Below are 23,069 nucleotides of genomic sequence, written 5' to 3'. Positions count from 1 at the left end.
GTGAAGGGACTTGAACCCCCACGTCATAAAGACACTAGATCCTAAGTCTAGCGCGTCTGCCAATTCCGCCACACCCGCTTATTAGATGTCAGAGATCAGATGCAAGAGCTCTGAAATATATGCATCGCTTCGAAGCAATGCTTTAATCCGACTTCTGATTTCCGAATTCTCACTTCTAGAATGGTGAGCCATGAAGGACTCGAACCTTCGACCCTCTGATTAAAAGTCAGATGCTCTACCAACTGAGCTAATGGCTCATTTTATTAATGAGTAGTAATATATGGTTGTGTCCTTGTCTCAGGCATCCTCATCTCAGGAGGATGATGCAAGCAGCAGCTCGATGAGTACGCTGATGTTTCGCTTCGCAGCTTATTCGTTCGTGCTCTACCAACTGAGCTAATGGCTCATTTTATAATGAGTAGCAATGTTACCACATGTAATTGAATAGTGGTGCCGGCAAGAGGACTTGAACCCCCAACCTACTGATTACAAGTCAGTTGCTCTACCAGTTGAGCTACACCGGCAAACTTAGCAAGAAAAAAGACTTATTATCTGTTAACAGGTAACCAAAGTCTCAATAAGGAGCTTCTTAACAATTAAAGTTTATTTACTTCCTTAAAGCAACTTTTATATAATAACAAACTTCTTTCATGACGTCAATATAGTATTAAAAGTTTTATAAGTTTTCGTCCCGTGTGTTTTTTGGCAACGAAAAATAATATAACACCTTAGCTTTTGTTTAGCAAGGTTTTTTTTAAGAACGAGAAGCGCAGAGCGTTAGTCCTTCGGCGACAAGCACAAGACGAGCCGTCAAGAGAAGGTTGTTCTTTAACCTTCTTGAGTGATTGACCCTGAGACCTAAGGGTCGATGGCGCTCGGAGTTGGACATTAGCACCACTCTTTACCACGTTAATACTTTAATTAACTTTAACTTTCTTAACTGACAATAAAGACCTCTGAAAATAATTCAGAGGTCGCTTGTTTTAATCATTTTTATCGGTGTCTCATTTGTGGGAATAAGAGCACGTCTCTAATAGATGGTGAGTTGGTGAGAAGCATGACCAATCGGTCGATTCCGATACCTAGTCCTCCTGTTGGCGGCATGCCGTATTCAAGTGCTTCAACAAAATCTTCATCCATCATGTGTGCTTCATCGTTTCCTTGTTCACGTTCTTTCAATTGAGCTTCAAAGCGTTCTCTTTGATCGATTGGATCATTTAGTTCTGTAAATGCATTAGCATGTTCTCGACTGACAATGAAAAGCTCAAAGCGATCTGTGAATCTCGGATCTTGATCATTTTTCTTAGCTAGCGGAGAAATTTCTACAGGATGGCCATAAATAAATGTAGGCTGAATTAGTTTTTCTTCAATTTTTTGCTCAAAGAATTCATTAATGATATGGCCAATTGTCATATTATCCTCAATATCAACTTGGTGTTCTTTAGCATAGGCGCGTGCTTCTTCCAAGGTCAATTCTTTCCAGAAATCTACCCCTGTTTCTTCTTTTACGGCATCTACCATATGAACTCTCGCCCATTTAGGTGATAAGTCTACATTATGTTCTCCATATTGGATTGTTGTGGTACCTAATACATCCTCAGCAATATGCGCAATCACATTTTCGGTAAGGTTCATAATATCTTGAAAATCTGCATAAGCCTCGTAAAGTTCAATCATTGTAAATTCAGGGTTGTGACGAGTGGATATTCCCTCGTTACGGAAAACCCTGCCGATTTCATAAACTTTTTCTAATCCACCAACTATTAAACGTTTTAAATGCAATTCAATAGCTATTCGCATATATAAAGGCATGTCAAGCGCATTATGATGGGTTACAAACGGACGGGCAGATGCTCCGCCAGGGATAGAGTGCATAGTAGGTGTTTCTACTTCAAGGTAGCCATGTTCATCTAAGTACCTTCTCATTGATTGAATAATTTTACTACGGGTAATAAAGGTTTTTTTACTTTCAGGATTCATAATTAAATCAAGGTAACGTTGACGATACCGCTGCTCGATATCTTTTAATCCATGATATTTATCAGGAAGTGGGCGTAACGATTTTGTTAACAATTCAAAAGAAGTTGCTTTGATTGACAACTCCCCAACTTTTGTTTTAAAAACAACACCTGTTACACCAACAAGATCTCCTAAATCCGCTGTATTAAACAGCTCATATTGGTCATCTCCGACAGAGTCTTTTCTAACATAGAGCTGAATTTGTCCTGACAAATCCTGAAGGTGGGCAAAGCCTGCCTTTCCTTTTCCCCTTTTTGTCATAATACGGCCTGCAATTGTAACAGAAATAGATTTCTCTTCTAATTCTTCTTTAGACAGATCGTTGTAATTATCAATTAATTCAGATGTTTGATTAGACCGTTCATATCTTTTACCGAAAGGATCAAGACCTTTTTCACGTAATGTATGTAGCTTTTCCCTTCTTACTCTCAATTGGTCATTTATTTCCTGGTGATTGAGCTCTTCTTGACTCATAATGATTCAACTCCAATATTTTTTATAATTATGAAGCACTTTTATTCTTCTATAAGATCGAAAAACGCAGTATGCCAGTCTTTCGGCAACAAGCATAAGAATAACCAGCAGAAAGGTTATTCTTTAATCTTTTGGACGGATTAGCTTATATCCTTAGAACCAATGGTGCTCGGAGTCAGACAACGACAAAATCCTTTAACACGTTAATACTTTAATTAACTTAAACTTTCTTAACTAATAAAAAAGCAGAAAAACTGCCAGCGAATACTGGCAGTATGCAAAAGGTGAAAGAAAAAGTACAAATCTATGAAGTGAATGATATTAGTTAGACGACTTGCGCACCGTTTTGCTGTTTCGCTTCAACTTCTTCAACAAAGTTTTGTAATAGTGTTATTAGCTCATGTTGAGTATTACACTGATTAATTTCGTTTCGAACTTTAGCATTCCCGCGAACTCCTTTTAGGTACCAAGCAGCATGCTTTCTCATTTCACGAACTGCTACATTTTCTCCTTTAAGGGAAACTAATCGATCTAAATGCAGCATGCAGACATCCATCTTTTCACGAACCTGAGGCTCGGCAATGAGCTCCCCTGTTTCTAAGAACTTGACTGTACGATAGATCATCCACGGGTTTCCTAATGCAGCACGTCCGATCATGACTCCATCTACACCAGTTTCCTCCAGCATGCGTTTTGCATCTTGTGGAGTTTGCACATCACCATTCCCAATAACAGGAATGTTTACCGATTGTTTTACTTCTTTAATGATATCCCAATTTGCCTTACCTTCATACATTTGAACGCGGGTACGTCCGTGAAGTGCTACGGCTTTTCCGCCTGCACGTTCTACAGCTCGGGCATTTTCAATTGCATAAATATGATCTTCATCCCAACCCATTCGCATTTTAACTGTAACAGGTTTGTCTACTGCATCGACTACGGCTGAGACCATTTCATAAATTTTATTTGGATCTAAAAGCCATTTAGCACCAGCATCACATTTTGTTATTTTTGGTACAGGACACCCCATGTTGATATCGATAATATCAGCAGTAGTGTTTTTGTCTACAAAACGGGCTGCTTCTACTAAAGTCTCTTTTTCCCCGCCAAATATTTGTAAGCTGAGTGGTTTTTCGCGTTCGTCAATATAGAGCATTCCCATCGTTTTTGCATTATTATAAAGGATCGCCTTATCACTGACCATTTCTGCACAAACTAGCCCTGCTCCGAATTCTTTGACGGTTAGTCGGAAAGCAGCGTTGCAAACTCCTGCCATTGGAGCTAAGACCACTCGGTTTTTCAACGTAATATCTCCGATTTTAAACATTTTCAAGCCTCCTTTATTTTTCGTTCTCTTGAGGAGCCAATTCCTCCACAGTTAAGTTTAAAGCTGACGCGACATCTTGGATGAAACTCTCTGAAGGAAGTCTGTTCCCTCTCTCTACTTCACCTAATACAGACACAGATACCCCGAGATCCTTCGCAAAGCCTTCCTGCGTGTATCCTTTTAATTTTCTGAAAGCGCGAATACGTCTTCCCCATTTTTCTGCTTCCATAGTCGTACCCCTTCTTTATCTAATAGTTGATCTATCAAAATTGAAAGCGGCTGCTTACTCGTTGGAATTCTTACATTTGGATTTATTTCGAAAAGAGGTATTAATACAAAAGAACGTTCAAGCATTCTTGGGTGTGGAACAATAAGCTGTTCTGTTTCAATATTTTCGTGATTATAGAGCAAAATGTCAAGATCTAATGTGCGAGGCCCCCATTTTATTTTTCTTGTACGGCCAAGCCCTTTTTCTATCTTCTGTGTTTCAACAAGCAGTTCAGATGCTGATAAATCAGTCTTTATTTCAATAACTAGATTTAAAAATTGGTTTTGATCTGTATAACCAACTGGATCTGTTTCATAAATCGAGGAAATATTTGTTATCTCACCGCAGTCTCTTAGAGCTGTAATAGCTTCCTTTAAAAAATACTCACGATCATCTATATTGGATCCAAGCGATAAGTAAGCAATCGAACTCATGATCTGCCTCTTGTTATTTCAATTGCAACAGACTGATAATGGCCTGGAATCGGAGGATCGGGTTTAATCAGTTTAATTGTACAGCTTTGAATATGATTAAAATTTCTCAGTACTTCCTCAGAAATTTTCTCTGCGACAGCTTCTACTAATTTATAAGGTTTCCCTTCGACAACGTTTTTGCAAAGCTTATATAAATCTGCGTAGCTTACGGTGTATTCCAGATCATCTGTTGTGCCAGCCTTCTTCAAGTCAAGCTGAGCTGTAAGGTCTACCCGGAATCTTTGTCCCAGTTTGTTTTCCTCTTGATATACGCCATGATATCCATAGAACTCCATACCAGTTACATAGATTTTATCCATGGTGAGCCCCTCCTTTATTTATCATAACATCCATCATTTTCGACATTCTCGAGATTTCTAAAACATCATGTACTCTTACAATATCACAACCTTTTGTAATTCCAAGGCATACAGTCGCACCCGTCCCTTCTGTCCGATCCTCAGGGGGCAGGTCAAGTGCTCTGCCAATGAATCTTTTCCGGGAGGTTCCAAGCAGAACAGGATAACCAAGCTGACAAAACATGTCCAGGTTGTTCATAACTACAAGATTATCCTCATACGTTTTCGCAAAACCAATCCCTGGATCTAAAATAATCATATCATCTTGTACGCCTGCAGCTTTCACTATATCTACACTTTGCCTTAAATCAGCAATCATATTGGGAATAAGGTCCTCATAATTTCGTTTCTCACGATTATGCATAAGAATAATTGGAACCTCGTAGTGAGCGGCAACTTCTGCCATTTTCGGATCGGCCTTTGCTCCCCATATATCATTTATAATGGTTGCGCCTGCTTCAATGGCTTGTTTTGCCACCTCTGCTTTGTACGTGTCAATCGATATAGGCACGTCCATTTCATTTGCCAAGCGCGATATAACTGGTATCACACGCTCTAGCTCTTCGTCAAACGGAACGAAATCAGCCCCAGGACGAGTTGATTCGCCGCCAATATCGAGAATATGAGCTCCATGTTCAACTAATAATTTAGCGTGTTTCACAGCTTCTTTCAGGCAGTTATACTTACCCCCATCCGAAAACGAATCAGGTGTAACATTTAAAATCCCCATGATAAGTGTTTTATCTTTAAAATTTAAGTCAAATCTTCCGCAGCGAAGCTGACTTTTCCTCTTCAACAAAGAACGGTTCATAGTTCATCCTTCTTTCCCTTTCAGCTCTTCCTTAGTAAACAGCAAATGACGATTGGTTTGATACATTTTTATTAGACTTTGCACAATCGGTCCTTTCGTTCCTGAAAAAGACTTGGTTCCAATGCTTTTTATTGGAACAATTTCCTGAATGGAGTTGGTCACGAAAACCTCGTCCGCTTGCAATAGGTCATTTAATAAAAAAAGTCCTTCTCGAAATGAAAAATTTTCTCTTTTTAAACAAGCTAAAACAAAATCTCTCGTAATCCCATTTAATATACCAGTCTCTAAGGAAGGAGTATAAACCGTTTTGTTTTTTACCCAAAAAATATTTGATGCTATTCCTTCTGCAACAAACCCTTCCTGGGTTAGAAATAATCCTTCAATCGAGGGATCGTTTCCAACCTCTCTTTTAGCGAAAATATTGTTCATGAAATGATGAGATTTCAGACGAAAGGTTCCTTCAGGTGTGTTTCTTTTAAGGCTGACAATGTGGCCGGTTTTCTCTTCCGTTAGTCTACCTGATAACGGCTTCATAAAACAAATAATTGTCGGTGAATTGTAAGTTAAAACTTGCAGACCGACCTCGCCAATTCCGGCTGAAACATTGAATCGGACATATACTTCCTCTTTTTCTGCCTTATTAACTTTTATTAGCTCCTGAACGATTTCCTTCATCCTCTCATATGACAGGTCTGATTGAACATTTAGTTCATTTAGAGCTTTTTGCAGCCTTTGAAAATGATCCTTCAACAAAAAAGGGTGCCCTTGATAGACACGAAACGTCTCAAAGGCTCCCAATCCATATAAATAGCCGTGATCAAAAGGTGAAATTCCAGCCTTTTCTGCTTTAACAAATTCACCATTTAAATAAATAAACAAGTTTATACACTCTCTTCTAATTTCCGATATCGATTGATAAAGTTGTTTAACAGTTCTTTACCAAAGGATGTCATAATCGATTCAGGATGAAATTGTACACCTTCTATCGGAAGCTCTTTGTGACGAATCGCCATTATTTCTCCTTCTGCAGTCCGAGCGGTTATATCAAAACACTTTGGAAGCGTCTCATTTTTCACAATTAAGGAATGATATCGTGTAGCAGTCAAAGGGTTTTCAAGACCTTTAAAAATGGTCTCGCCATCATGGATTATTTCCGAAGTTTTCCCATGCATCAGCCTTTCAGCGCGAATAACGTCTCCTCCAAATACTTGAGCAATCGATTGATGCCCAAGACAAACACCGAAAATAGGGATTTTGCCTGCAAAATGTTCAATCGCCTTTAAACTAATTCCAGCCTCATTTGGACTGCATGGTCCCGGAGAAACCATTAAATAATCAGGGTTTAGCAATTCAATCTCTTCTACACTTATTTCATCATTTCTTTTTACTACTAAATTTTCTCCTAATTCACCTAAATACTGAACCAAGTTATACGTAAACGAATCATAATTATCAATCATTAAAATCACTCTGCTCACCTCATAAGTTCATATTCTCTTCTTCACTAAGCTCCAATGCTTTTAACATTGCTGTTGCCTTTTTTAATGATTCCTTGTACTCATGCTTAGGATTTGAATCAATGACAATGCCTGCACCAGATTGCATGAATGCCTTCCCTTTTTGAAAAAGCAATGTCCTGATAACAATATTGAGTTCTACATCCTCATTAAATCCTACCCAACCGATTGATCCCGTATACAGCCCTCTTCTAGTAGGCTCAAGCTCTTCTATAATTTCCATTGTGCGTACTTTTGGTGCACCTGTTATTGTACCCCCAGGAAAAGTTGCTCTGACAATTTCCTTAAAGTTTGTTCCTTTAGAAAGCTTGCCTTGAACGTTTGAAACGATATGCATCACATGGGAGTATTTCTCAATTGTCATGAATTCATTTACTTCTACAGATCCATATTCACATATTCGCCCTAGATCATTCCGCTCTAAATCAACTAGCATGACATGCTCTGCACACTCTTTCTCGTTTTTGATCAACACATTTGCCAAGCGGGTGTCATCATCATCATTAACACCCCTTGAACGGGTCCCTGCAATTGGGCGAGTGCTGGCCTTTTCTCCCTCTTTCTTTACAAGAAGCTCCGGGGATCCGCAGGCAATTTGAAATTCAGGAAAATGAAGGTACCCCATATAAGGGGATGGGTTTATTCTTCTCAATGTTTCATAGACCTTCATAGGATGTAAAGACGTTTGCTTTTCTTGCCTGATCGAAAGATTAACTTGAAAAACATCTCCTTGAGCGATATACTCCTTTACCTGTTCAACAGCATCCATAAATGTTTGCTCTGTAAAAGCAAGCTTACGGTCTGATGAATAGCTTGCATCAGGGATGTATTCAACAACGGAAGGTTCAGTTGTCCATAACTTCTTCATCTCCTGCAACGTTTGGTTCGCTTGTTCATCTTCTGGTTGATCAGAGTGAGTAATCAGCCAAAGCAATCCTTCCAGCTGATCATACACAGCTACTTCATTGAACAACAAAAAGTATAAATCAGGAAGCAAAAGATCATCAGCCGATATATTTGGAAGCTTTTCAAAATAACGAACTGAATCATATCCGATAAAGCCAAGCACTCCCCCTTGGAAATCAGGCATCGCCTCGTCCCTTAATGAACGATATGGAGCGATCCATTCTTCAAAAAGGTCGAAAGGATCTCCTTCCTGATGCAGGACATTACCATCGTCATTTCGAATCTCAACGGTTCCATTTTTAGCTTTAAAAATGGCTTGCGGATCGATGCCGGCTATATGGTACCGGCCGCCTCTCCCGCTCTCTAATAAAACGTGGTAAGACTTATCCTTTGTTAGAAACTGATATTGCTTAAAGAAGTCTTGGCTATACGTGATACACAACGCTTTAGGTTTCCTTTTAGATCTTACCATGATGAATTCTCCTAAATATCTATTATCTCTATTGTACATAAATGTAAGCTTGAACGCATTCTTTATTTTTTGGTAACAGGTACTGCGGGTACCTTTACCAAAAATAAAGAAAAGCGCAGAGCGTTAGTCCTGCGGGGACAAGCACAAGGCGAGCTGATGGGGCCTGGCCGGCAAAGGCGTCACGGCCTTATGCCTGCCGGCACTAGGACGTCCTGTCCGCCTGCGCTGGAAATCGATAGTCGACTTTAACACGTTAATACTTTAATCAATTTAAACTTTTAAACTTTCTGATCTCAAAAAAAGAAAAACAGCCTTATGGCTGTTTCTTAATCAAATTGGTATAGCGGTGTGCTTAGATAGCGTTCTCCGTTACTCGGGAGGATAGCGACTACTTTTTTGCCTTTACCTAATTGTTTTGCTACTTTTAGGGCTGCAAAGATAGCTGCTCCAGAAGAGATACCGCCCAAGATTCCTTCTTCTCTCGCTGCCTTTCTAGCATATTCGAAAGCCTCTTCATTTTTGACTTTAATGACTTCATCATATACTTCTGTGTTTAGAATATCTGGAATAAATCCTGCTCCAATTCCCTGAATCTTATGCGGGCCTGGTTTTCCACCGGAAAGAACTGGAGAATCCTCAGGTTCTACTGCATAAATTTTAATATTCGGATAGGTTTTCTTCAGAACTTCTCCGGCACCAGTTATGGTACCTCCTGTTCCAATTCCAGAGACAAAAGCATCCAACTGATCACCAAATTGTTCAACAAGCTCTTTTCCTGTTGTTTCACGGTGAATCTTTGGATTGGCCTCATTTTTAAATTGCTGAGGCATAAAGTACCCATTTTCTTTAGCAAGCTCGCCGGCTTTACGAATCGCCCCATTCATTCCTTCAGCACCTGGAGTCAATACTAATTCAGCTCCATAAGCCTGCAGGAGGTTGCGTCGTTCCATACTCATTGTATCAGGCATAACAAGAACTGCTTTTAATCCTTTAGCTGCAGCCACCATAGCCAGTCCGATTCCAGTATTGCCGCTGGTAGGTTCAATAATTGTATCGCCTTCTTTTAAACTTCCTTCTTGTTCTGCTGCTTCAATCATTGCTAAAGCAATACGATCTTTTACACTGCTTCCAGGGTTCATAAACTCAAGTTTTAAATAAACATCTGCGCTGTCTTCGCCAACGATACGGTTTAGCTTTACAACCGGTGTTTGGCCAATTATTTCATGAACAGAATTTGCCACACGGGACACAAAAAACACCTCTATTTCCGAGTAATTTTATTGGTATTATATACAATTTAGCAAGTATATTTTGAATTGTCAATCATTTAGTCTCATTTTTTTTAGTTCCATAGAACCATTCGACTTCAACTTCTTCCCATAACGGTTTAACAGATACATTCCCTTCCATTTGTTCCAATGCAATTTGCCTTTTAATTTGTTGCTTTACTTCATCAAATCCAAATTGTTTGCCTTTAATTTTCTCTTGCACCAACAAAATAGCATAGCCTGCATCCGTTTTAATCGGATCCTTCGACCACATATTTTCTTCAAGTATTTTAGCATGTTCAATATACTCTGAAGGAAGGTATTCATCAGCAGCAGAAACAAAACCAAGATCTCCACCTTCGCTTGCAGAGAATTCATCGATTGACCTTTCTGCTGCAATTGCCTCAAAACTCGAGCCGCCAGCCAGCTCTTTTAAAACATTTTTTGCCTCTTCTTCACTTTTAACAGCAATATGGGAAAGATGATATGTATCTTCAATTTGATAAAGCTCTTGATTGTTTTCATAAAACTTGCGTACTTCTTCCTCCTGCACGACTACATCTCTAGTCAGCAATTCTTCTAATAAAATACTATAACGAATTTGATCTCGCCATTTTTCTTCATTTTCAAACTTTTGATTATCAAATGAATTATACATAGCTTTAAACATTTTTAGTTCGCGGTCAATGACTTTGTCCGAGACAGAAATTTTATGCTTTGCAGCCAATTCCTCAACTACCTTTGTATTAATCATTTCTTCTAACGTTTCTTTTCCGTACCGATTTTCCAGCTCAGCCAGCCATTCGCTTCTAGTGATTTTTTCACTTCCGATTGAAGCAATTTCTTCTCCACCATGACCGCTTCCTGCCCCTGCAGAAACGAATCCCCCTTTTGTTACAAAGTAGCCGACTGTAAAACAATTTATAATCACCAATCCAAAAATGATCATCCACAGGGTCTTCCCGTTCAATCCCTCTCCACTCCCTTTAAAAAGATGCTCTTTTATGAAAGTGAGCCTTCCTGAAAAAGATCTTATCTGGCCGTCTCATCTCTTAATTCTTCTAGTTCTTCCTTCGAAAAAATATATTTCTCATTACAGAAATGACATTCAGCCTCCGCTTTCCCGTCTTCATCAATCATTTCTTGAATTTCTGTTCTCCCAAGGCCAATAATAGCTGCTGAAAACCGTTCTTTAGAACATGGACAGTGGAAGGAGACAGGCATTTTTTCTAATACTTTTACTTTTTCTTTGCCCAACACTTCATATAAAATCTCCTCAGGAAGTAAGCCATTTTGAATGAGCTTTGAAATGGGTTCTATACTATTTAAACTGGTTTCAATTTCTGTGATTGTCTTTTCATTTGTGCCTGGAAGCAACTGAATGATAAAACCTCCAGCAGCTAGAATTGAATTATCCGGATTAACAAGAACCCCTACGCCTACAGATGAGGGAACTTGCTCAGACGTAACAAAATAATACGTAAAATCTTCACCCAGCTCCCCGGAAACGATGGGAACTTGTCCGGTAAAATAATCTCTTAAACCAAGGTCTTTTACAACAGATAACGTCCCTGTTCGCCCAACAGCCCTTGCTACATCAAGCTTTCCATGCTCATTTAAATCAAAATGCGTCTGCGGATTGGTAACATATCCTCTAACCTCTCCTTTTGCATTGCTGTCAACAATGATCGCGCCTAATGGTCCCCCGCCTTCTACTTTTATCGTCAATTTCTCTTCACCCTTAAGCATACTTCCCATTATTAACCCTGCAGTCATCGTTCTTCCTAATGCGGCAGATGCCGTTGGCCATGTGTAATGCCTTCTTTGGGCTTCTCCAACTGTGTTTGTTGTCTTAGCTGCAAAAGCTCTAACTTGTCCATCATACGCTAAGGCCTTTACCAAATAATCCATACTGTATTCTCCTTTTTATTACACTCTGCTGTAGATTCCCATCATTGGTCATGAATGTTTCGTTCATAGATTAACTGTAGTCCTTTTAGGGTTAAAAAAGGATCTACCACATCAATTATGTTCGATTCCTTCGCAATTAAAGATGCTAATCCGCCAGTGGCAATGATCTTAGGTTCTGCTTTTGACTGTTCCTTCATTCTTTTTACAATACCTTCTACCTGTCCGACATATCCATATAGTATCCCGGATTGCATAGCACTCACTGTATTTTTTCCGATTATATTGTCTGGACGAGCGATCTCAATTCGCGGCAGCTTAGCCGCTCTAGAATAAAGAGCTTCTGTTGAAATATTTATACCAGGAGCAATCGCGCCGCCCATATATTGCTTTGATTCATTAATATAGCAATATGTTGTTGCTGTTCCAAAGTCAACAATCACAAGAGGCCCTCCATATAAATGGATACCTGCAACAGCATTGACAATCCTGTCAGCACCTACTTCTCGGGGGTTTTCATATTTAATATTTAAACCTGTCTTTATACCGGGACCAACCACTAACGGCTTTAAGTGAAAATATTTCGTGCACATTCTTTCGAGCGCAAACATGATTGGCGGCACGACAGAGGAGATAATCATTCCCTTTATATGTGCAAAAGAGATACCTACATGCTCAAATAAAGATTTAAAGAGCATTCCGTATTCATCTTCCGTTTTATTACGGCTTGTTTCCACTCTCCAGTGAAACTTCAATTCATCCTGATCATAAATACCAATCACAGTATTTGTATTCCCAACATCCAACACTAATATCACATTAATCACCACTCTACATATGTTCTCTATTCTAAGGAAAAGCAATGATGCCTTTTTAAGCCGGACAAAAGATGGAGGGCTGAAGGAACTTCCAATTTTTGCCTCTTTGTTCTAGTCACACCATATAAATTCTAGCCTTTTTTTGAAATTATTCTGCCATCATCATATCATAAAAAGCAGTTATTTTAGAAAATAAAGTGAACCTTCCATTACGATGGGATTTCGGATTCCCTTATGGAAAGCACGAAGAACGAAAAGCGCAAGGCCTATTCCTTCGACGACAAGCATTCTGGCGACCCGGTGTGAAAGGTTGTCCTTTAACCCTATCGGGAAATTGGCTCATGACATAGGGACGAGGCTGGCAAAGAAGTTATGGCTTTATGCCTGACATACTAGGACGTTCAGTCCGCCTGCCCTGGACAACAAGGAAAATCGGAGTTGGTATCGGGGTTCTCCACCTTTTTGGTTCGGATTGAACGATTTAAGCGAAGTTTAAAAAGTTCAATTTGTAAGAAGAGCTGAGTTGATCGATTTACTCTCTTTACGACCAGGTCCAACTTTTTTATGCAAATTTTTCCATCTTGCTTGGTAATTTTGGCCAGATTTTACGTTTGTGTGCCAGGTCATTCTTCTACGCTTATCGTTTCTGTCTTTTCTTTTCCATCCGTTTTACCTGTTTCCTTAAACGTAACGTCTTTCCAGTCTTATCATCCGATGGATCCCCAATTGCTGGTCGACGAATACCTTTTCAAAATGTTTGTTTCCATACACGAAAAATACCACAGTATCCAGGTCTGTGGTAGGGTCGGATTTTACACTTTCTTATCTTTTGAAAAAACCGCCAACTAGTAAGCTGGCGGCAGATAGAAACAACAATTAATCCTCTTTTTTATCAGACTCTTCAGTTGTCTCTTCTTTTTTTGATTGGATGTTTACCTTCACGTCTTCTTTTGAACCCTCTTCAGAGGAATCTGTTGAAACGGGACGATCAGGCAGTTTTCCGTGATCAATTAAATGCTTAATTTGCGCAGCATCAAGTGTCTCCACTTCTAAAAGAGTTTTTGCAACAAGCTCCAGCTTGTCACGGTTCTCTGTCAGGATTACTTTCGCGCGCTCATAGCTTTCTTTCATAATGCGTTGAATTTCTTTGTCGATTTCATGAGCGATCGCATCACTGTAGTTTTGTTCATTATTAAAGTCACGTCCTAAGAACACTTGACCACCTTGAGATTGGCCAAATTGCAGAGGCCCGAGCTTTTCAGACATCCCGAACTCAGTAACCATTCGGCGGGCAATTCCTGTAGCACGCTGGAAGTCATTACTTGCTCCAGTACTTACTTCACCAAAAATAATTTCCTCTGCCACACGGCCGCCCAATAGTCCGACAATTTTATCAAGCAGTTCAGGTTTTGTCATAAAGTAGCGGTCTTCTTTTGGAAGCATAACTGCATATCCGCCTGCCTGGCCACGAGGGACAATTGTCACTTTATGAACAACATCAGCTTCATCAAGGATTATACCAATAATAGTATGTCCGCCTTCATGATAAGCAACAATTTTCCGTTCTTTTTCCGAAATAACACGGCTCTTCTTCGCAGGACCTGCAATTACTCGGTCTGTTGCTTCATCAATATCTGACATATCAACTTTCTTTTTGTTATGCCTTGCTGCAACAAGCGCCGCTTCATTCAACAGATTTTCAAGATCAGCTCCAGAGAATCCTGGTGTTCTCATCGCAATCGTTTTTAAATCAACAGAGTCATCTAAAGGTTTATTGCGTGCGTGAACTTTCAAGACAGCTTCACGGCCAGTGACATCAGGGCGGTCCACCGTAATTTGACGGTCAAAACGTCCAGGACGTAATAGGGCCGGGTCAAGAATGTCTGGTCGGTTTGTCGCTGCAATAATAATAATTCCTTCATTCGCTCCAAACCCATCCATTTCAACAAGCAATTGGTTCAGCGTTTGTTCACGCTCATCATGGCCGCCGCCAAGACCTGCGCCACGCTGCCTTCCGACTGCGTCAATTTCATCTATAAATATAATACAAGGTGCATTTTTCTTCGCATTCTCAAAGAGATCACGGACACGAGACGCACCGACCCCGACAAACATTTCAACAAAATCAGATCCGCTGATCGAGAAGAATGGGACTCCAGCTTCACCAGCTACCGCTCTTGCAAGTAATGTTTTACCAGTACCAGGTGGTCCAACAAGAAGGACCCCTTTCGGGATACGTGCACCGACTTCAGAGAATTTCCGCGGATCCTTTAAAAAGTCAACGACTTCAACAAGCTCCTGCTTCTCTTCATCTGCACCTGCAACATCTTTGAATTTAACCTTTTTCTTTTCTTCATTATAAAGTTTAGCTTTACTCTTACCAAAGTTCATAACTCGGCTTCCGCCGCCTTGAGCTTGGTTTAGCAAAAAGAAGAAAAGGATGAAAATAATGACGAACGGAATTATGGATGTAAAGAATGTCACCCAGCCGCTTGTTTCTTCTGCTGGCTGGATATCCACATTTGTGTCAGCAGCAACTGATTCAACCCTCTGCATCCCCGATTGGTCAGGAATATGGGTTAAAAACGTCTGGTCCTCTTCATAGTTTTCTAATTTTCCTTCCACCTCAAAGACACCGCGGACAGGCTGAACGGTGATTTCTTCAACATCACCTTTTTCCAGGTGATCAATAAAGGTGCTGTAAGTCATAGGCTCAGTTTTTGGATTGCTGCCATTAAAGAAACTAACGACCCCAATGACAACTAAAAAGATTAGTAAATAAAATATGGTATTCCGGAAGATCCGATTCATTCCTTACCTCCTCCCACAGTAAGCACAACTATATTCAATAGTATCATAGAAAATCATACCAATTCAATGAATGCAAAAGCCTTACATTCTTTGTTGGATACTGTTGTTATTTTTGATATACTTCAGGCTTTAAGACACCGATGAACGGTAAGTTTCGATATTTTTCAGCGTAGTCAAGACCATATCCAACAACAAACGCATCAGGCACTTCAAAACCAACATATTCAGCTTTAATGGCCGCTCTTCTGCCGGCAGGTTTGTCTAAGAGGGTAACAATCTTAATTGATTTTGCCTTTCGATAACGGAAAAGCTCGACTAAGTAGCTTAACGTTAGCCCGCTGTCAATGATGTCTTCGATAATAAGAATATCTCTGCCCTCTACAGAAGTATCCAAATCTTTTAGGATTTTGACTTCTCCAGAAGAAACAGTAGAGCTTCCATAACTTGATACGTCCATGAAATCAATTTCTAAGTATGTATCAACTCGTTTAATAAGGTCACTCATAAAAGGCATTGCACCTTTTAGCACCCCAATAACAAGTGGAAAACGATCTTGATATTCTTCTGTTAGTGTCTTCCCTAAATCTTGTACTTTTTTCTGAATTTCCTCTTCAGAAATAAGCACCTTTTCGATGTCTTGAATCATTCACTATAGCCCCCTACAACAGCTTGCTTCTTATATTGTAATACAATGTATTCTTCGTTTGTAACATTAAAATCCTCAATTGAAGATTTTTTTAATCCTGGAAGCCACAGGATTTGACCAGAGCTGTCTAGCACAACAGGCCATTCGTCTCTCTCGTATAAAGGAGTTTTTTCATCAATAAATATATCTTTAACCTTTTTCGTTCCGTTCATGCCTTTTACTTTCAACTTATCTCCTGATTTTCGCGACCGGACAATGAAAGGAAGTGTTACTCTTTCTTCTTTAACGATAAAAAAATTATTTCCATTAACATATTCCTTAGGAAATGGACCTTTATGAGCACTAATTTCTGCTCCGTTCGGCAGGACGATCCTTTTTGGAGGATTTAACTCCAGCTCATAAGGCTCTATTTCCTTTTTGTGTGCAAATGTAAACAAACAATTATCGTATGATTTCACTGCCTTTAGTCCATTTGGTAAATCGAGCGAACCTGAAGGATGTTTTTGGGAGAGTAAATGGAGCAAACTCTCAATATGTATGGAAGTCAAAGATGATGGAACTCTTTTATAGAGATAGTTTAATATTAGTTGAATCCCTCTTCTTTGTAAAGACAAAGGGAGCTTAAGAAAAGGCTTGATTTCAAGCTCGCTTTCTTTGTCCTTTTTCCTATTCCATACTTTATTCATCTTTTCCATCGATAATTCCTGTAAAAACGCTTCATCTTCTAGCACATTTTCACTAAAAAGTTGAAAACGTTCATGAACTTTTGGGTTTTCCTCTTTTAAGAAAGGCAGGACATATTTTCGAAATCTGTTTCTTGTATAATCATCTTTTTCATTGCTAGGATCAAATCTGGGATTAAGATTGTGTTGATTACAATAATTTAACAGATCATCCTTTGTTACCCTTAATAAAGGCCTAATGATGTATCCAGTGTGAAATGGACGGATTTCTTCCATCCCCGCTAAAGCCCTTCCTGCAGCTCCTCTGACAAATCTCATCAAAATAGTTTCAATTTGATCATCACCATGATGGCCCAAAGCTAGAAAATCGCCTTGGTAATGATCCATTATTTCTTTGAAAAATTGGTATCGACATTCTCTTGCAGCTACTTGGGAGCTTAGTTTTTTTTCCTTTGCAAACTGTGAGACATCTACTTGAGCAGTTTCCACCTCGATGTTTCGATCTTGACAATACTTTTGCACAAACTTCTTCTCGTTTTCAGACTGTTTGCCTCGAAACATATGATCCAAATGGGCGGCAACTAATCGAAAACTTCCCTTTTTCTTTAAAGCTGACAATAAATGAAGCAATGCTAAGGAATCAGGACCGCCTGAAACTCCTACAACAATTGTTGAACCATCTTTTATTAAAGAATTTCGTTTGAAAAACCGGTAAAATTGATCCACAAGCTTCCCTCAATCTTAGAGTTGGTGAAAGATATTGTTATCCTACCATTCTTTCTTCCTATTCTGCAAAGATGACGTCTTAAGTTCACATGATCGCCATATTTACAGGAGATAATAGTAAACATATAAAGAATAAAGGATAAATACACTTGCTAATATAGCAAGGGTTTCAACAAAACCTGAAGATTTTTTCTTCTTTTTTTTAATGGATACCCTCGTTTTGCCCGCCATGTTACCTACAGGAGAAGCTCGGCGAACTGGGGTGCTTTTCCTCTGCCTGCTTGGCTCATTAGTAATGATAAAATCCTTTTTCATAGTGTCAGCACTTTCGTATTTCCCTAAAAGTGCACTCTTTAAAACCTTTTCATACTTTTTTAAGAAAGGGTCTTGGTCTATTGCTTCCCACAATTGATTTTTCCCATCTTCTTTCTTAACAAACCGTTTTGGATAAGCAGCATTAATTACGATCATAGCAACGGCAAAAAGGTCATATGAGGGTTCAGCCTTTCGTGTACCAAGACCCCAATATCCCCTATCAAAAAATTCGGTGAATTCTTTTATTGCCCTGCCTGTCTGAGTTGTACCTCCTACATCAATACATCTTATTTTCGGAGGAGGACCGCTTACAATTAAATTTTCAGGTTTCAAATCTCCAAAAACCCACCCGCTTGCATGCAGGCTTGATAAATTTTTCAGTAATTGCATAATCATGACGGGAACCCATTCAGGTCCTTTTTTTCTAAAAAAATCCAACAATAAGTCGCCTTTAATGTATTCCATTGCATAAAATGAGAGCATTTTCTCGTTTCCAGTACGATTCCAATCATCAACATCAATCAAAGAAGGCCCAATGGAAGATCCTTGGGCCTTTGAGAAATGTTTAAGCACATTCACTTCGGATGTAACCGACATACTATTGTCACTTAGCTTTAATGCTGCCAGACCTGTGTTTCCTTCAGTAAGGTAAACGACTCCATTGGCACCATATCCAAGGATTTTTAGGATCTTATAGCTGTTACGATGCCATTTCCCTTTAATAATCGTTCCGACAGCTACTTTACAAGCTTGATTCATCGAAGTATTGCTCATCATCTCTCAACATACTCCTTAGTGATTTCTTTGATTTGAAAGATTGGATTGCTTCCTTTATTGCTGGACCGGTTGGTGTAATTCCACCTACAGCCAGCTTAGGGAATATTGATGATAAGGATTCAAGCTTTGGTGTCCACTCTAAGATATTTTCCACTTCTTGTTTTTTCCCAGGAAATACGAAGACAGAGAACATGTTATCTCCGATTCGGGAATTTAAACTAATAGACAAGTCAAGAAGTGCCTCCTTAACTGTTGGCAGCTTTGGCTTCATACTGGCACTAGTATCCACCAGCACAAGTATTTCAAGGCCGACAGTCTCACCAAGCTCATCGACAACCTCCATTACTTCCCCGCGTTTATCAGGAGGAAGCTCCTCCATAGACACTTTCTTACCTAAAATAGACTGAAGTTCTTTGTTAACTACACCTTGCAATGTCTGAGTCATAGCCTTTCGTGTTACCATCTGCACAGTTTGAGAAAGCTGCTGGGCGTAAACAATTTGGCTTACACCGCCTCCTGACATTGCAATTCCCTCTATTTCCTGAACAGCCTCTTCATCAATCACATTCTCTTCTAATACACCAATCACATTAACAGTTATTCCTTGTTCACTTGCAAAAGCAGCCATGGCAATCGGGTCTTCGCCCTGATTCGAACATCCGTCTGTAATAAGCAAAATTTGTTTAATGTTACCTCGACTCATATTTAGCTCCTCCTCATTTGAAAAGCAATGGTGTCGTTACTTCTATGAAACTCTTAAGGCTTTTCCCTTCGTAATAGTAAAACTTTAATTACTATCAGCCTCGACAAATTAAGAAGGGTTTATACTATCCGAAAAAAATGCTCTAGAAATGAGAAACGCTAAACCAGAACATCCTGTTTCAATTAACGGAAACAGGATGGCTATACTCTATATAAATGTGGGGGAAAAGACGAGGCTACTCTATAAAGAACGTGATATAATTATCTGCAGGAAAAGGGACACAGGATGTGCTGATAAGGTGGTTGCAAAAGGCACTTGCCACATAACGTTGGAATAGCCACAAGCGCCCTTGAACCAATCGAATCTATTAAGGCAGTTATCTCTTTTGTTTCCTCTGAAGATTGAGGGAAGAAGTTTTTTTACTCTTTAAAGATGGGATAAAAAACTTTAGTTTAAAAATAGGAATGTTTTTTGAATCAGTCATCGGAATAAGCCAAAAAGGTCTTGATCACTTGCTTGGGAGGATTATGACACTTGGCCCTTTTTTATGTAATGACCTGTTGGGATGGAGGCCCACTTTGGAGTATTATGTTCTATTTTAGATACAACTATCGTCATATCGTCTTCTATTTTTCCACCGCGTGTTCGAATAACCTCCTCCATAATTAAATCAGCTATTTCCTGAGGGTTATCAGTTTGCATGTCTTTTATTTTTCTCTTCATCCAAAGATCATGGTTTTCTACGTGCTTTGGCCCTTCAAATATGCCATCACTCATCATGATTAAAAGATCACCAGCTTTTAATTGCTCCCCGACAATATCGACGTCAAACTCCTCTATGATCCCTATTGGTAAATTACTCGATTGAACCTTTAATACCTTATCACCTCTTTTGATAAAACTTGGAGTTGAGCCGATTTTCAAGAATTTACAAGATCCATCCTGAAGATCAATTATAGATAAGTCTAAAGTTGAATAGATTTCATCTTGAGTCCGCAGGGACAAGATAGAATTAATTGTTTTTATCGCTATTTTCTCATCCATTCCTGAGTGGAGGATTTTTTCTAATAGCTTGATGGTTTCCATGCTTTCGAAATGTGCACGCTCCCCATTTCCCATGCCATCACTGATAGCAATTGCATATTTACCCATTCCAAGCTCAATTAAGGAATGGCTGTCCCCAGAGACAAGGCCACCTCCTTTAGCAGCATGAGCTACCCCATTATCCACTCGGAAGGCCTTGGATGAGCCAAAGGAAACATGGCAATACCCATTAGGATAGCTTGAACATTCTTCATGCTTCACGACAATCATTTCTTCTAATATATCTGAAAGCATTGGAGCAATAATTTTCTCGCATTCTCCATGACCGTCACAGAACGGGATACTCATTTCGATATCAACACTTCCTTGCTCCAAGCTGTATATTTCAACATGCCCAATTTCAATTCCAAAGCCCTGAAGAGCATCTAATATTTGTTCTTCTTGTATAAAATGATTTTCCCTTTCTCTTTTTATTTCTCGGGAAAAGTCCTCCATTACTTGTGAAACCCCTAACAACTGCTCTGCCACAAGACGCCTTGAGTCTTGAACCTGTTCCTTTAATTTTTTATTTGCATGGAAATAATTAATTTCTTGTTCAATCGCCCCCTCGACTAGTTTTGATTTTGAACAGTGATTTTGAAACTCCTTTTTTAATTTGATATTGGTGTGATAATTATCCTCCTTTGTTTCATACATAATCTGCTTCATCAAATCATAAGTTGTATCAAAATTTTGAACCCAGCACCTCTCTTTTTTATAGCAGCCCTGGCATGTTTGTTCAGTGATTGTGCTTAAAAACAGATCAATCTCTCTTTGTTCTTCATCTCCTTCACTTTTTTCATAGAAAGTAGCAAAACTTTCGGAAAGAGCTAAAAATACCTTTGAAAACTGATCTACTCTGTGAGCGGTTACATCTCTAATTCTCCTTACATATAATTGTTGTTCATTTGTATGCTCAACCGTTCCCGGAATATATTTTGCAAGCTTACCAGTTATTGAACTGGGAGTAAGCAGGAATAAACCAATTGCAATCGTCGATTCCAGCAATGTTGTCATTAGTTCAGCAGACCCTTCACCATATAAAGAAATTAATAGCGAGCCAATTAAAAGGCCTACTGAAGCTCCAAGTTTTCTTCCTTCTTTTAACAATCCTCCCAGCAATCCTGAAAAGGCCAGCAAGCTCATTTGATAGAGATTTCCAACATTAGCCAGACTTAAGATCAAACCTGTTACGACACCTACTGTACAGCCAATACTTGCACCTCCAATAAAGGCAAACAGTAGGACGATGTAGCGTGAAAGAATATGTTCAGCCTGAAGATCCTGATAGTTCACTCCTACTAATCCTGTCATAACAGATCCGATCAAAATCATCACACAAATAATCTCTTCAATTTTCAATGACTGTCTATACTTCCTGGCCGAAATAATCGGAATACTTTGCAAAAAGATTAACGTGAGTATAAAGGCTAATCCCGATTCTACTGCTCCCATCATATAATCATACATTGTCAAGAAACCATTATCTGCATAAACATAGCCGAGTCTAGCGGCTGCCATTGTCGTGAAAACTAGAAATGGCAGAGATTTTACCCGATCCTTTATAAAAAAGACACTCATCCGATTGAAAAGTAAAAACAAGGCGACCGAGGCTGCAAGGAATAAAGAGGTTTGGGGTGATAAGGTTAATCCACCTGCAATTAAAGCAAGAGCTGACAATACAGCTTTATCTTTCTTCATTAAGAGGATGGCACCGAAAAACGGAAGGGCAAACGGAAGTATTTCTGAAAGAATAAGGGCTCGTCCCAAAAGAAAGCCTATCAGTATAAAAATAATACCTTTATGGAAAAAAAGGGTTTGAAGTTTTGTAGCTAAACGTTGAACCGTTCGATTCATCCAATTCTGAGTCTTCTCAAAAGATAATCCTGCAACCGGCTCCATATACCTTCTTTCTACTTTTTCCATATTCATTCCCCCACATTTGTTATGTTGATTGTAATTATAACGAAGGGAATTCTATTAATTTGTCAAAAAAAGGGACCAAACCATAAGAAAAGTTCGACTGTTTTTTGAGGTTGCGACAAAAACTATTTAATTCGCGTTTATTTTTTTTAAAAACATATAAAAAGTTTGGAAGAATAGGTAGAATCGATAGGAAAAAGAGAGAAGAGTTTTAGGAATAAATCGGTAAATCGGTACCAGATACCTTTGGTACCTGGTACCGCGTGAAGAGAACGAAAAGCGCAGAGCCCCCGCCTATCGGCGACAAGCACAAGGCGAGCCGGCATGAAGGTTGTTCTTTAACCTTCTTGACGGATTGACTTGTGACCTAAGGGCCGATGGCGCTCGGAGCTGGACATAGATACCACTCTTTATCACGTTCATACTTTAATTAACTTAAACTTTCTTAACTGATAAAAAAACCAGCCCTGCATATAACTAACGGGTTTACTTTAGAGGTGCGAACATTGTAAAAACACATAGGAAATCACAGGGTATGAAATAATTATTGGAGGGTGTGTGAATTCTTTGTGATTTAGTACAGGGATTATGTTGCGATGACAAAGATTGTTGGATTTAATTTTAATGGGTAACGTTCACGAGCACTTAGACTTCTTCAGGATTAGTGGGGCTGAGGAGACCCCACAGATGGAAGCCTCCCCCCAACGCATCAAAATGAGGTTCACTTGGTTTTTTGAAACATAAGAAGTCTTATCCTTAATAGAGGAACCAGTGATAGTAAG

19 protein-coding genes and 2 tRNA genes are annotated in these 23,069 nt (G+C 39.3%); all 21 read right to left on the bottom strand.

Annotation, left to right across the window (positions count from 1 at the left end; translation table 11 throughout):
- Window positions 1-181: 181 nt before the first annotated feature.
- Window positions 182-257 (bottom strand) — tRNA-Lys (locus IC621_RS23740).
- A 191-nt stretch (window positions 258-448) separates the two neighbouring features.
- Window positions 449-524 (bottom strand) — tRNA-Thr (locus IC621_RS23735).
- Between the two features lie 469 nt (window positions 525-993).
- Window positions 994-2,493 carry a lysine--tRNA ligase gene (gene lysS, locus IC621_RS23730; RefSeq protein ID WP_191162136.1) on the bottom strand — a complete coding sequence of 500 codons (1,500 nt, stop codon included), beginning with the start codon at window positions 2,491-2,493 and terminating at the stop codon, window positions 994-996.
- Between the two features lie 325 nt (window positions 2,494-2,818).
- Entirely contained in the window at window positions 2,819-3,820 is a 1,002-nt protein-coding gene (gene dusB / locus IC621_RS23725) for a tRNA dihydrouridine synthase DusB (protein WP_191162134.1), read from the bottom strand.
- A 13-nt stretch (window positions 3,821-3,833) separates the two neighbouring features.
- Window positions 3,834-4,049 carry a helix-turn-helix domain-containing protein gene (locus IC621_RS23720; RefSeq protein WP_191162132.1) on the bottom strand — a complete coding sequence of 72 codons (216 nt, stop codon included), beginning with the start codon at window positions 4,047-4,049 and terminating at the stop codon, window positions 3,834-3,836.
- Window positions 4,001-4,522, bottom strand: coding sequence for a 2-amino-4-hydroxy-6-hydroxymethyldihydropteridine diphosphokinase (gene folK, locus IC621_RS23715; RefSeq protein WP_191162130.1), 522 nt, complete (start codon window positions 4,520-4,522; stop codon window positions 4,001-4,003). Before folK ends, IC621_RS23720 begins: the two co-directional genes overlap by 49 nt.
- A complete protein-coding gene (folB, locus tag IC621_RS23710) occupies window positions 4,519-4,881 on the bottom strand; it encodes a dihydroneopterin aldolase (RefSeq protein ID WP_191162128.1) in 363 nt (120 codons plus the stop codon). The genes folK and folB overlap by 4 nt, the downstream gene beginning before the upstream one ends.
- Complete coding sequence (gene folP / locus IC621_RS23705) at window positions 4,874-5,731, bottom strand: dihydropteroate synthase (protein ID WP_191162126.1); 858 nt, start codon at window positions 5,729-5,731, stop codon at window positions 4,874-4,876. The genes folB and folP overlap by 8 nt, the downstream gene beginning before the upstream one ends.
- A gap of 3 nt (window positions 5,732-5,734) precedes the next feature.
- Window positions 5,735-6,610, bottom strand: coding sequence for an aminodeoxychorismate lyase (gene pabC, locus IC621_RS23700; protein ID WP_191162124.1), 876 nt, complete (start codon window positions 6,608-6,610; stop codon window positions 5,735-5,737).
- Window positions 6,611-6,612: 2 nt separating this feature from the next.
- Window positions 6,613-7,200: an aminodeoxychorismate/anthranilate synthase component II gene (gene pabA, locus IC621_RS23695; RefSeq protein ID WP_191162121.1), complete on the bottom strand. Its 588-nt coding sequence runs from the start codon at window positions 7,198-7,200 to the stop codon at window positions 6,613-6,615.
- Between the two features lie 10 nt (window positions 7,201-7,210).
- Window positions 7,211-8,626 (bottom strand): anthranilate synthase component I family protein, encoded by a 1,416-nt coding sequence (locus tag IC621_RS23690; RefSeq protein WP_191162119.1) that lies wholly within the window; start codon window positions 8,624-8,626, stop codon window positions 7,211-7,213.
- 326 nt (window positions 8,627-8,952) lie between these two features.
- Entirely contained in the window at window positions 8,953-9,876 is a 924-nt protein-coding gene (cysK, locus tag IC621_RS23685) for a cysteine synthase A (protein WP_191162117.1), read from the bottom strand.
- Window positions 9,877-9,949: 73 nt separating this feature from the next.
- Window positions 9,950-10,864 carry a peptidyl-prolyl cis-trans isomerase gene (locus tag IC621_RS23680; RefSeq protein WP_191162115.1) on the bottom strand — a complete coding sequence of 305 codons (915 nt, stop codon included), beginning with the start codon at window positions 10,862-10,864 and terminating at the stop codon, window positions 9,950-9,952.
- A 62-nt stretch (window positions 10,865-10,926) separates the two neighbouring features.
- On the bottom strand, window positions 10,927-11,805 hold the full coding sequence (hslO, locus tag IC621_RS23675; protein ID WP_191162113.1) for an Hsp33 family molecular chaperone HslO: 879 nt from the start codon (window positions 11,803-11,805) through the stop codon (window positions 10,927-10,929).
- A 41-nt stretch (window positions 11,806-11,846) separates the two neighbouring features.
- Window positions 11,847-12,620, bottom strand: coding sequence for a type III pantothenate kinase (locus IC621_RS23670; RefSeq protein ID WP_191162111.1), 774 nt, complete (start codon window positions 12,618-12,620; stop codon window positions 11,847-11,849).
- 876 nt (window positions 12,621-13,496) lie between these two features.
- On the bottom strand, window positions 13,497-15,431 hold the full coding sequence (gene ftsH / locus IC621_RS23665) for an ATP-dependent zinc metalloprotease FtsH (RefSeq protein ID WP_191162109.1): 1,935 nt from the start codon (window positions 15,429-15,431) through the stop codon (window positions 13,497-13,499).
- 106 nt (window positions 15,432-15,537) lie between these two features.
- Window positions 15,538-16,077 (bottom strand): hypoxanthine phosphoribosyltransferase, encoded by a 540-nt coding sequence (hpt, locus tag IC621_RS23660; protein WP_191162107.1) that lies wholly within the window; start codon window positions 16,075-16,077, stop codon window positions 15,538-15,540.
- Window positions 16,074-17,486 (bottom strand): tRNA lysidine(34) synthetase TilS, encoded by a 1,413-nt coding sequence (tilS, locus tag IC621_RS23655; protein WP_191162106.1) that lies wholly within the window; start codon window positions 17,484-17,486, stop codon window positions 16,074-16,076. Before tilS ends, hpt begins: the two co-directional genes overlap by 4 nt.
- A gap of 102 nt (window positions 17,487-17,588) precedes the next feature.
- Complete coding sequence (locus IC621_RS23650; protein ID WP_191162104.1) at window positions 17,589-18,578, bottom strand: protein kinase domain-containing protein; 990 nt, start codon at window positions 18,576-18,578, stop codon at window positions 17,589-17,591.
- Entirely contained in the window at window positions 18,544-19,281 is a 738-nt protein-coding gene (locus tag IC621_RS23645) for a vWA domain-containing protein (protein ID WP_191162102.1), read from the bottom strand. The genes IC621_RS23650 and IC621_RS23645 overlap by 35 nt, the downstream gene beginning before the upstream one ends.
- A 525-nt stretch (window positions 19,282-19,806) precedes the next feature.
- Window positions 19,807-22,290, bottom strand: a complete 2,484-nt coding sequence (gene spoIIE, locus IC621_RS23640; protein ID WP_191162100.1) for a stage II sporulation protein E — start codon at window positions 22,288-22,290, stop codon at window positions 19,807-19,809.
- Window positions 22,291-23,069: the final 779 nt, after the last annotated feature.

Origin of the sequence: Metabacillus arenae (assembly GCF_014773385.1) — a bacterium.
In the GTDB taxonomy this organism is placed as follows: Bacteria; Bacillota; Bacilli; order Bacillales; family Bacillaceae; genus Metabacillus_D; species Metabacillus_D arenae.
This window is presented reverse-complemented; position numbering and strand designations above follow the sequence as displayed.

Bases quoted from the DNA above. Each gene is read 5' to 3' on its own strand.
- lysS (WP_191162136.1), bottom strand. From the start codon at position 2,493: ATGAGTCAAGAAGAGCTCAATCACCAGGAAATAAATGACCAATTGAGA.
- dusB (WP_191162134.1), bottom strand. From the start codon at position 3,820: ATGTTTAAAATCGGAGATATTACGTTGAAAAACCGAGTGGTCTTAGCT.
- IC621_RS23720 (WP_191162132.1), bottom strand. From the start codon at position 4,049: ATGGAAGCAGAAAAATGGGGAAGACGTATTCGCGCTTTCAGAAAATTA.
- folK (WP_191162130.1), bottom strand. From the start codon at position 4,522: ATGAGTTCGATTGCTTACTTATCGCTTGGATCCAATATAGATGATCGT.
- folB (WP_191162128.1), bottom strand. From the start codon at position 4,881: ATGGATAAAATCTATGTAACTGGTATGGAGTTCTATGGATATCATGGC.
- folP (WP_191162126.1), bottom strand. From the start codon at position 5,731: ATGAACCGTTCTTTGTTGAAGAGGAAAAGTCAGCTTCGCTGCGGAAGA.
- IC621_RS23690 (WP_191162119.1), bottom strand. From the start codon at position 8,626: ATGGTAAGATCTAAAAGGAAACCTAAAGCGTTGTGTATCACGTATAGC.
- hslO (WP_191162113.1), bottom strand. From the start codon at position 11,805: ATGGATTATTTGGTAAAGGCCTTAGCGTATGATGGACAAGTTAGAGCT.
- ftsH (WP_191162109.1), bottom strand. From the start codon at position 15,431: ATGAATCGGATCTTCCGGAATACCATATTTTATTTACTAATCTTTTTA.
- hpt (WP_191162107.1), bottom strand. From the start codon at position 16,077: ATGATTCAAGACATCGAAAAGGTGCTTATTTCTGAAGAGGAAATTCAG.
- IC621_RS23650 (WP_191162104.1), bottom strand. From the start codon at position 18,578: ATGATGAGCAATACTTCGATGAATCAAGCTTGTAAAGTAGCTGTCGGA.
- IC621_RS23645 (WP_191162102.1), bottom strand. From the start codon at position 19,281: ATGAGTCGAGGTAACATTAAACAAATTTTGCTTATTACAGACGGATGT.
- spoIIE (WP_191162100.1), bottom strand. From the start codon at position 22,290: ATGGAAAAAGTAGAAAGAAGGTATATGGAGCCGGTTGCAGGATTATCT.